At 60.8% G+C, this 10,513-nt stretch carries 9 protein-coding genes; 3 read left to right on the top strand and 6 right to left on the bottom strand.

Annotated features, from left to right (window positions below):
• Positions 1–19 precede the first annotated feature (19 nt).
• Positions 20–214, bottom strand: coding sequence for a hypothetical protein (locus BZL43_RS28195; RefSeq protein WP_143517907.1), 195 nt, complete (start codon positions 212–214; stop codon positions 20–22).
• 102 nt (positions 215–316) lie between these two features.
• Here BZL43_RS28195 and BZL43_RS27650 point away from each other — a divergent pair, with 102 nt between their 5' ends.
• Positions 317–994 carry a type 1 glutamine amidotransferase domain-containing protein gene (locus BZL43_RS27650; RefSeq protein WP_095635211.1) on the top strand — a complete coding sequence of 226 codons (678 nt, stop codon included), beginning with the start codon at positions 317–319 and terminating at the stop codon, positions 992–994.
• A gap of 252 nt (positions 995–1,246) precedes the next feature.
• On the opposite strand, the gene BZL43_RS27645 is transcribed toward BZL43_RS27650, so the two are convergent.
• The 5 genes from BZL43_RS27645 to BZL43_RS27625 all read right to left on the bottom strand — a co-directional run bounded on the left by BZL43_RS27645 (position 1,247) and on the right by BZL43_RS27625 (position 7,688).
• Entirely contained in the window at positions 1,247–2,638 is a 1,392-nt protein-coding gene (locus tag BZL43_RS27645) for a VOC family protein (protein WP_095635210.1), read from the bottom strand.
• Between the two features lie 129 nt (positions 2,639–2,767).
• Positions 2,768–3,985: a glycolate oxidase subunit GlcF gene (glcF, locus tag BZL43_RS27640; RefSeq protein WP_095635209.1), complete on the bottom strand. Its 1,218-nt coding sequence runs from the start codon at positions 3,983–3,985 to the stop codon at positions 2,768–2,770.
• Positions 3,986–3,997: 12 nt separating this feature from the next.
• Complete coding sequence (gene glcE / locus BZL43_RS27635; RefSeq protein ID WP_095635208.1) at positions 3,998–5,047, bottom strand: glycolate oxidase subunit GlcE; 1,050 nt, start codon at positions 5,045–5,047, stop codon at positions 3,998–4,000.
• Complete coding sequence (gene glcD, locus BZL43_RS27630) at positions 5,047–6,546, bottom strand: glycolate oxidase subunit GlcD (protein ID WP_095635207.1); 1,500 nt, start codon at positions 6,544–6,546, stop codon at positions 5,047–5,049. The genes glcE and glcD overlap by 1 nt, the downstream gene beginning before the upstream one ends.
• Before the next feature lie 212 nt (positions 6,547–6,758).
• Complete coding sequence (locus BZL43_RS27625) at positions 6,759–7,688, bottom strand: alpha/beta fold hydrolase (RefSeq protein WP_095635206.1); 930 nt, start codon at positions 7,686–7,688, stop codon at positions 6,759–6,761.
• A 203-nt stretch (positions 7,689–7,891) separates the two neighbouring features.
• Here BZL43_RS27625 and BZL43_RS27620 point away from each other — a divergent pair, with 203 nt between their 5' ends.
• Together BZL43_RS27620 and BZL43_RS27615 are read left to right on the top strand one after the other, a co-directional pair.
• Complete coding sequence (locus tag BZL43_RS27620) at positions 7,892–8,965, top strand: diguanylate cyclase (RefSeq protein WP_095635205.1); 1,074 nt, start codon at positions 7,892–7,894, stop codon at positions 8,963–8,965.
• Between the two features lie 293 nt (positions 8,966–9,258).
• A complete protein-coding gene (locus BZL43_RS27615; protein ID WP_095635204.1) occupies positions 9,259–10,503 on the top strand; it encodes a M20/M25/M40 family metallo-hydrolase in 1,245 nt (414 codons plus the stop codon).
• The last annotated feature ends 10 nt before the right edge of the window (positions 10,504–10,513 follow it).

Here is a 10,513-nt window from a genome sequence, read left to right as displayed (position 1 = left end):
ATGATTAAGGCTATATAAATCAGTTGGTTGAGGTGGTTTTTCCAACGCCGGAGAGGTTTTTGGCAAGGATCCGCTGAAAAAGTGCGCAAGAAGTTGCGCACCACTGCGCAACTTCTTGCGCACTCGGCTGGAGGGCTTGATAAACCTGACGTCCAGCCTCGCTCAAGGACTTTTCACCGACACAGTTGCGCAACTTCTTGCGCATCAAGGCCATGAGCCGTCACCCCCCGACAATAGGCGCAACGAACAGCGCTACCCGGAGGTCAAACCCAGCATCTGGATCACTGACCAATCCTGACATCGACTGGAGAACGACATGAAAATCCTGATGGTTTTAACGTCCCACGATCAATTGGGTAATACCGGTAAGAAAACCGGCTTCTGGCTCGAAGAGTTCGCCGCGCCGTATTACGCCTTCAAGGATGCTGGCGCGCAGCTGACCCTGGTTTCACCCAAAGGCGGTCAGCCACCGCTGGACCCCAAGAGTGATGAGCCCGACGCGCAAACCGAGGCCACCGATCGCTTTCGCAAGGATTCCGCTGCCCAGTCTGCATTAGCGTCTACCGGGCTGCTGGACACCGTGCGGGCTGAAGACTATGACGCTGTTTTCTATCCAGGCGGGCATGGCCCGTTATGGGATCTGGCAGAAGACCCTTTTTCAATTGCGCTGATTGAAGCGTTTTACAAGGCGGGCAAACCGGTGGCGGCGGTCTGCCATGCGCCGGGGGTATTGCGTCATGTCAAGGATGCGGATGGCCAGCCGTTGGTCAAAGGCAAGCGTGTAACGGGCTTCACCAATTCCGAAGAAGCCGCTGTGCAACTGACGGACGTGGTGCCGTTTTTGGTGGAAGACGTGCTCAAAGCCAACGGGGGGCTTTTTTCCAAGGCCGATGACTGGGCGAGTTACGTGGTGGTGGACGGTCTGTTGCTGACCGGTCAAAACCCGGCGTCTTCGGAAGCGACCGCCAAGGCGTTGTTGGCGAAGCTGCAATAAGATCAAAAGATCGCAGCCTGCGGCAGTTCCTACCTCGACCGCGTGCAACCGCAATGCAATGGGTGCACCCAACCCCCGTAGGAGCTGGCGAAGCCTGCGATCTTTTGATCTTGATTTTGGTGATGGCGAACCCAGCCAAAAGATCGCAGCCTGCGGCAGTTCCTACTTCGACCGCGTGCAACCGCAATGCAATGGGTGCCCTCGACCCGTAGGAGCTGGCGAAGCCTGCGATCTTTTTTGCAGCCATCACGCCTATTCGGAAACGTTCAAACCCAGTGCTGCAAAACACTCCCCAATCGACCGCCGCTGCGTCTCGGCATACAGCTCCAACTCATCAATCGTCGATCTTCCCAAGGCCTTTTCGAACGCTTGCTGGTTCGAATGCACGCCATAGTGGGTTTGCGCCGCGTCCCCCAGGTTCGACTGAAAAATCCCCGCCGCGCTGACCGGCAAAAAGTCTTCATACACCAGCGGTTCAACCCGCACATAGCCTTCGCGAAGCAAATCCTCCAGCGATAAACCCTTCAGCCCCTTCGCCGCCAAGCCTTTTTCCGTCACGAAGTAGCGAAAGTACGCCAGTTCCTGTCGGCGCATAGCCTCGACCGTGTCGGGGAATTCGGCAAAGTGCTGCGTCATTAGTGCGTTGTAGCGTGCAGCATTGGCTTCGTTGGGGAAGTCCTTGAGTTCATCTCGGGCAGCGTTAAGCAAGCGGTCGTAAAGCGCCCGGCCTTTGGGGGTGAGCGCCGCGCCGCGTTGCTCGATTTCACCGAAACGGGCGCTATGGCTGCCGCGGGTCTGGGCTTGATCGGTGAAGGTGACGGGTTCGTCCAGCGCCTTGAAGCTGGTTTGACGCAGCAGGATCGGGCATTGCCGGCGAGGCGGGCCCTCGATCACCGCTTTGGGAGTGATGCCATGGGCGGGCATTTGCGCCTGGACGATGTCGATGTCCAGGGTGCGTGGCGTCAGATGGTTAATGTGTGGGCCTTTGAAGGCCACCACGTCGGCGATCAGCCGGTGCTGGGCGCTCAGTTGCTGATATTGCTCGGCGGTGACCGTGGCGCTGTGGTGCCAGCGGAAGGTTTCCAGGGCTTGTGCGACAAAATCCTGCGCCTCGTCTTCGCTCAGGCCGCCCCGGGTTTCAGCACGTTCAATAAGGGCCAATGCCGCCGGAGTGAAGATCAAGCGCTTGTCCAGCACCGACTGGGCAAAGGCTTGCAGTTGGGCGTCTTCGATCAGCTCCAGGCGCAGCAGCGAGGTAAACACCCGGAATGGACTGACCTGCAACGCGGCTTCATGCACGGCGCGGAACGCAGTGGAATGCACCGGAACACCGGCGGGGGTCAGGTCGTAATAGCCCACCGGCTGCATGCCCATCACCGCAAACAGGCGGGCGAGGGTCGCCAGTTCGGCGGCGGTGCCCACCCGGATCGCGCCGTGGCGTTCCAGGTCCAAACGCTGGATTTCGCCGGTGCTGTGCAGCTGTCGGGCGATCTGCGGGTCGCTGTCCAGCACGTGGCGGTTGGTCTGTTCCACCAGTTCCATCAGCGCGCCGTACAGCGGCACTTCTTCGCGGTACATGTCGGACATCGCTTTGGAGAAGCGTTGGCGGATCAGGTCAGGGCTGACGAAGTTCGGATGGCTCATGAAAAAGAATTCCTGGCGCGGTGTGTGAGGATGCGGGAAAAGATCGCAGCCTTCGGCGGCGCCGACAAACGAAGTTTCTGACGAACTTCATTCTGCCAAGGACTGTTCTTGCAACACTGCCCCATTCGTTTAACGCAATACTTGGTCGACCAGTTCGATCCAGTGCCTGACCGGCGTTCGTCCGGCGCTGTTGAGGTGGTTCTGACAGCCGATGTTGGCGGTGGCGATGACGTCGGGGTGGCCGCTTTCCAGAGCGTTGAGCTTGTTGTCGCGCAGTTGCCGCGCCAGTTCCGGTTGGGTGATCGAATAGGTGCCCGCCGAGCCGCAACACAAATGACTGTCGGGCACTGCCGTGGGATTGAAACCCAATCGGGTCAGCACGGCTTCTACCGCACCGCCGAGTCTTTGAGCGTGCTGCAAGGTGCAGGGGCAGTGGAAGGCGATGCGCTGGTCCGTGGCGGTGCAGACCCGTTCCAAAGGTTCATCGGCCAGCACTTGCACCAGGTCCAGGGCCAGTTCGCTGACCCGTCGGGCTCTGGCCGCATAGATCGGATCGCGTTCCAGCAAATGCCCGTAATCCTTGATGAATGCGCCGCATCCGCTGGCGGTTTGCACGATGGCTTCGGCGCCGTTTTCCAGGTGCGGCCACCAGGCGTCGATGTTGCGTCGGGCGCGGTCCAGGCCCGTGGCTTGGGCGTCGAGGTGATAGTCCAGTGCGCCGCAACAGCCGGCATCGGGTGCCGGGATCACACTGATTCCCAGCCGGTCCAGCACCCGCGCGGCCGCGGCATTGGTGTTCGGCGAAAGACCAGGCTGCACGCAGCCTTCGAGCATCAGTACCCGGCGAGCATGCCGAGGGGCAGGGCGCTTGCCTGCGGCGGGGAGGTCGTGGGGCAATTTTGCCTCTATGCCCCGTGGCAGTAACGGGCGAAACGTCGCGCCAATCTGCAGCAGGGTTTTGAACAGGTTCGGATTCGGCGCCAGTGCCCGCAATCCCTGACGCAACAACCGCTGACTGGCTGGGCGTGGCACCGCTTGATCGATCACGGCGCGGCCGATGTCCAGCAAGTTGTGATAATCCACCCCGGACGGGCAGGTGGTTTCGCAATTGCGGCACGTCAGGCAGCGATCCAGATGCAACTGCGCTTTGGCCGTGGCGGGGGCGCCTTCGAGCACTTGCTTGATCAGATAGATGCGCCCGCGCGGCCCGTCCAGTTCGTCGCCCAGCAGTTGGTAAGTCGGGCACGTGGCGTTGCAGAACCCGCAATGCACACAAGTGCGCAGAATCTTGTCCGCTTCTTCGGCGCGGGGCAGTTGCCGAGACTGTTCGCTGAGGTTGGTTTGCATTGAAAACGTCCCCTAAAGCTCCGCGTACATTCGCCCAGGGTTGAACAGCCCTTGCGGGTCCAGTTGCGCCTTGAGTTGTCGGTGATAGCGCAGCAGTGCCGGGGCCAGCGGCTGGAATGGCGTTTCGCTGACGCCGTGGCTGAAACAGGTGGCGTGTCCTGCGAGTTCACTCGCCAGTGATTGAATGTTGTCGGCCGCGGATTTCAACCAGCGTTGTGCGCCGCCCCAGTCGATCAGTTGCTCGCCAGGCAAATTCAGAGGCCCAAGGTTGTTGGGCAATGACAAACGCCACAGCGGCAGGCCCTCATTGAAAAAGTCTAGTCGTTGTTCGTTCAGGTCAGCCCAAAAACCGGAGTCCAACGGTTCGCCGCCGAGCCGTTGATGGGCGCCCGTGACCGAACCTTCGCCGCCTTCGAGCCGCAGAAACAGACGCTGACCGTCGTGGCAGGCGGCGCTGATGGGCAGTGGTTGCTGGCCCCATTGCGCCAGATTTTCCAAGGCGCGGGCGCAGTCGATGTCCAGGCTGATGCTCAAGCATTGCCGGGGTTTGGGTAGCACTTTGAGCGAGACTTCGGTCAGCACCCCGAGGCAGCCGTAACTGCCCACCATCAGGCGCGAGAGGTCGTAGCCGGCGACGTTTTTCATCACTTCGCCGCCGAAGCGCAGGTGGGTGCCGAGGCCGCTGATCACCCGCGTACCGAGGACAAAATCGCGCACTGAGCCAGGCCACGGGCGCCGCGGCCCGGACAACCCCGCCGCGATCATCCCGCCGACGGTGGCACCTTCGCCGAACGACGGCGGCTCGCAGGGCAGCATTTGCCCCGCTGCATCCAGTGCGGCAAACAATTCGCTCAGCAGCGTGCCGGCGCGAACGCTGATCACCAGCTCCGTCGGGTCGTAACTGACGATGCCGCGATGGACGCGGGTGTCGAGTATTTCTCCGGCCACCTCCCGGCCAAGAAACGCCTTGGTGTTACCGCCCTGAATGCGTAGCGGCGTGGCGTTCTCCCGCGCCTGTTTGACTTGCTCCAGCAGGGCTCCACTGGCATCGACGTCCGGCATCAGAAACGTTCCAGTTCAGGGAACGGCAATTGCCCGGCGTGGATGTGCATCGCGCCGAATTCCGCGCAGCGGTGCAGGGTCGGGATGTTTTTGCCGGGGTTGAGCAGGCCCTTTGGGTCGAACGCGGCTTTCACTGCATGAAACAAGGTCAACTCGTCGCTATTGAATTGTGCACACATCTGATTGATTTTCTCCCGGCCGACGCCATGCTCGCCGGTGATGCTGCCGCCGACTTTCACGCAGAGTTCGAGGATCTTGCCGCCGAGGGTTTCGGCCCGCTCCAGTTCACCGGGCTGGTTGGCATCGAACAGGATCAGCGGGTGCATGTTGCCGTCGCCGGCGTGGAAAACATTGGCCACGCGCAAGCCATATTCTTTCGCCAGGCTGGCGATGCCCTTGAGCACGCCGGGCAATTCGCGACGGGGGATGGTGCCGTCCATGCAGTAGTAATCCGGCGAGAGACGGCCAATCGCCGGGAAAGCGTTTTTGCGTCCGGCCCAGAACCGTACGCGTTCGGCTTCGTCCCGAGCCTGGCGCACGTCGCTGGCACCGGCCTGTTGCAGCACCTGGCGGACCCGCTCGCAATCGTCATGGACATCGGCTTCGACGCCGTCCAGTTCGCACAGCAGGATCGCTTCGGCGTCCACTGGATAACCGGCGTGAATGAAATCCTCGGCGGCACGGATCGCCAGATTGTCCATCATCTCCAGGCCTCCCGGGATGATTCCGGCGGCGATGATTTCGGCCACTGCGCGACCGGCTTTTTCCACGGAATCGAAACTGGCCAGCAGGACTTTGGCGACCTGGGGTTTGGGCAGCAGTTTGACCGTGACTTCGGTGATGATCCCCAGCAAGCCTTCGGAGCCGGTGAACAGGGCCAGCAAGTCGAAGCCTGGCGCGTCCAGCGAGTCGGCACCGAGGGTCAAGTGCTCGCCTTCGAGGGTGAGTACCTCGAGTTTTAGCAGGTTGTGTACGGTCAGGCCGTATTTGAGGCAGTGCACGCCACCGGCGTTTTCCGCGACATTACCGCCGATGGAGCAGGCGATTTGCGAGGACGGGTCTGGCGCGTAATACAGACCGAAGGGCGCCGCTGCCTGGGAAATCGCCAGGTTACGCACCCCTGGCTGGACCCGTGCGGTGCGGGCGGCAGGGTCGATGTGCAGAATATTGTTGAACCGTACCATCACCAGCAGCACGCCTTTGTCCAACGGCAGCGCCCCGCCGGACAACCCGGTGCCGGCCCCGCGCGCCACCACCGGCACGTTGCGGGCATGACACAGCCTGAGCAGCGCCTGCACCTGTTCCAGCTGCCGGGGCAGGGCGACCAGCATCGGCGTGGTGCGATAGGCCGAGAGGCCGTCACATTCGTAGGGTTTGAGTTCTTCTTCGCGCCAGAGAATGTCCAGGTCCGGCACCTCCTGCTGCAAGGCTTTGAGTAACGCAGCCTTGTCGACATTGGGCAGAACACCGTCGATGCGTTCGTCGTACAGAATGTTCATGATCGCGCCTCAGATGAATCGCTGAACATCGCCCCGAATTATCCGCCGAATATCCCCGTAGCAGCTGTCGAGCCTGCGAGGCTGCGTTCGGCTGCGAAGCAGTCGTGAATCCGGCTGACGCGGTTTGACTGTTGCACCGCAAGTTCTGGTTTAACGACTGCTTCGCAGCCGAACGCAGCCTCGCAAGCTCGACAGCTGCTACGGGGGGGAGCTCATGAGCGATGAGTCTCCAAAAACTCCCGATACAGCCGCGCGGTCTTGGACGGCTGCTCAACCATCGGCATATGGCCGACACCGTCCCAGATCTCCACCTGCAGATCGGCGATGCCCTTGCTCCAGACCGGTACGCTGCTGACGTCGATCAAGCGGTCCTTGCGCCCCCACAGCAGCAGTGCCGGGCATTTGATGTCAGGCAGTTTGGGCTCCATCGGCGGGCTGGCGTGGAAATCCCTGAAGATTTCTTCCAGCTCGTCGCGCTGCTGTTCATAACGCTGGGCGACAGCGTCCAGCACGATCCCCGGCACCCATGGCGGCGAGACCATGGTCATGGCATAAAAATGCTGGAATTCTTCACGGGAATGAATCAGAAACGGATTGTGCCCACGAGCCAGGTGTCGCTCCATGTCGCTGGGCTCGGGGGCCGTGACGCCGGCCGGGTCGATCAGCGCCAGCGAAACAATGCGCTCCGGGTAATTGGCTGCCAGCCACGCCGCGATGTAGCCGCCCATGGAATTGCCGATCACATGGACCTTTTCGACCCCGCAAATATCGAGCAACTGGATCAATCGTTTGGCCTGGACCGGAATGTCATAGCCCCCGCCGGCCTTGAAGCCGGTTTCGCCGTGCCCCGCCAGATCAGGAATAATCACCCGGTAATCGTCGACAAAATGCCGGGCGAAGCGCAGCCAGATGTTCTTGTCGGCGCTATAGCCGTGCAGCATCAGCACGCTGCTGGAGGCTTCGTAAGGGCCGCCTTGCCAGGTCGAAACGGTCATTTCGGGGATTGGCACGACGATCTTGTGCAACCGGTACAGCCGGGCCTCCAGCGCCATGTTCAAGTCATAGAGCCAGTAACCGATGGCCGGGTAGCTCAACCAGCTCCAGGCCACGAAGACGGCGATAGTGACAACCAACAAAAGCATCAGGCTATTCCTTGTGATCAGGGCAGGTTGTTTATCGATCCTTCCCTTCATGTATAGACCAAACATTGGGCACTCAACTCATGGGAGGCCACGCTATTCAGACCGCCAACCGGTGATGGCTATTTGCCGTTGCCCTGATAGACTTCAAACACACTTTCAAACCCGTGTGTTGTCAGGCTCCGTTCAGCAGTACAGAGGCCTCTATGGAAAAAAAGGGAGGAAAGGGACTTTCACTGGCCAGGAGGCTTTATGGGTCGCGAATTCTGGGGCTGGCCCTGGGATTATTGTGCGTCGGCGCAGGAATGTATCCACTCGACCCGGCGCCATGGGTCTGGGGGATGATGTTGTTCAACGGGCTGCTCTGGCCGCATGTGGCCTATCAATGGGCGCGCCGGGCGGAAATTCCTTTTCGTGCCGAACACCGCAATATCCTGGTGGACGCGTTTCTTGGCGGTTTCTGGGTGGCCGCCATGCAGTTCAATCCGCTGCCCAGCGCGGCGACCCTTTCGATGATGGCGATGCACAACGTGGCCATCGGCGGCGTGCGTTTTCTGTTGCTGGGTGCCGTCGCGCAGTTGCTCGGGATCGGCGTCGGGCTGTTGGTGTTCATGCCGGCGTTTGTCCCGCTGACCAGTCCGTTTCAGCTGTACGCCTGCCTGCCTTTGCTGTCGATTTATCCGCTGTCCCTGGGCTGGGTCTGCTTTCATCAGGCCCATACCCTTGGCCGACACAAGCGCGAGTTGCTGGCCCTGAGCCGCACCGACAGCTTGACTGGCCTGCTGAATCACGGTGCCTGGAAAGATCAGCTGGAAATCGAGTTTCAGCGTTGCCAACGCCAGCAGCAGGGCGGGGCGATTGCGCTGATCGACATCGATCATTTCAAAACCATCAACGACACCTACGGCCACGTCGCCGGTGACATCGTCCTGCGTCGGTTGAGCAAAATGCTCAAGCAGAACCTGCGGGCAACGGATGTCGCCGGCCGTTATGGTGGCGACGAATTCTGTGTGCTGCTGCCGGACCTGCCGCTGGACCGCGCTGCGGTCGCAATGGATGCGCTGCGTGATCGTTTTGCCACCTTGGGTTACGAGCAGAACCCGCCGCTGAAGATCAGTTTGAGCATCGGCCTGGCAGCCTTCAATCCGGCACATGACGATGCAACCCTATGGCTCAACGACGCCGACCAGGCGCTCTACGAAGCCAAGACCACCGGCCGCAACCGCGTCATTTGCCACAGCGACGGTAAACCGCATAAGGCGTTGCTCGATTCGGTCTGACCGATCACCCCAAATCCCTTGTGGGAGCGGGCTTATGTGGCGAGGGGGCTCGCCCCCGTTGGGGGGCGCAGCCCCCCTAAAACCAACCACCTCGATCTCGAATTAGAGCGCGGTGACTGGTTTTACGACTGCTGCGCAGCCGAACGGGGGCGAGCCCCCTCGCCACATAAGCCCGCTCCCACAGGGGGGATGTGGTCATTCAGGTTTGTATGTGTCGCATCCGGTGTAGAGCCTTGCGTCGTAGTCAGGTAGGGTATTTTCGACCGACCCCGACACGAAACAAGGATCGATTCATGACGTTCAGACGCTCTCGCTCCCTCCTGGCCACCAGCCTCGGCCTGACCCTCGCCCTCGGCGCCTTCACCCTCACAGCCTTCGCCGAACCCCACAAACAAATCCTCGCCGATGCCGAACAGTACAAAGGTGAAGCCCTGAAACTGCTGGAACGGTTGGTGAATATCGACTCTGGCTCCGGTTATGAGCCGGGGCTGACTCAGGTGAGCGACATCGCCATCGAAGAGTTGAAGAAACTCGGCGCCACCATCGAACTCGTGCCCAACACCCCGGACAGGAGCAACCATGTGTTGGCCACGCTCAAGGGCACCGGCACGGCGAAAATCCTGCTGATGGCACACATGGACACCGTATTCAAGGAAGGCTCCGCCGCCGCGCGCCCATTCCACATCAAGGATGGCCGCGCCTACGGGCCGGGCGTGATGGACGACAAGGGCGGCATCGTCGCCGGGATCTATGCACTGAAAGTCCTGAAAAACCTTGATTTCAAGGATTACGCGCAGATCACCTTCCTGCTCGACGCCAGCGAAGAAACCGGCTCGGACGTCGCCACCAACCTGATCAAGAAAACCGCCAAGGCCCACGACGTGACCCTCAACCTCGAACCGGGCCGCCCGGCGGATGGTTTGGTGGTATGGCGCAAAGGCAGCGCCACCGCCGTGGTCGAGGTCAAGGGCAAGGCCTCTCACGCTGGCGTCGCGCCGGAACTGGGGCGTAACGCGGCCATGGAAACCGCGCACCAGATCCTGCAACTCGGCAAGCTGGGCGATGCGCAGAAGAAAACCACCATCAATTTCACCGTGCTCAATGCTGGCGATCGCACCAATGTGATTCCGGATCAGGCCACCGCCAAGGCTGACGTGCGGGCAGCGGTGCCGGAAGAGTTCGATCGGATCGAGAAGGACCTGGCACGGGTATCCAAGGACAAACTGATTCCTGAGACTGAAGTCACCACCACCCTGAAACGCGGCTTACCGCCGATGCCGCAAACGGCAGAGTCGGATCGCTTGATGGCCATGGCCCAAGGGATTTACGGCGAAATTGGCCGCAAACTGACGGAAGAAGGCAGCGGCGGTGCAGCGGACGCCAGCCTCTCGGCCGGGGTGGGTACGCCGACGCTGGATGGGTTCGGGATTGTCGGCGGCAATATTCATACCCCGGAGGAATACGCCGAGGTTGAGAGTGTGGCGCCACGGATTTATCTGCTGTCGCGGATGATTATGGAATTGGCTATTAAAAATTAATTTGTTGATT

This window comes from Pseudomonas sp. PICF141, assembly GCF_002286815.1.
GTDB lineage: Bacteria > Pseudomonadota > Gammaproteobacteria > Pseudomonadales > Pseudomonadaceae > Aquipseudomonas.
This window is presented reverse-complemented; position numbering and strand designations above follow the sequence as displayed.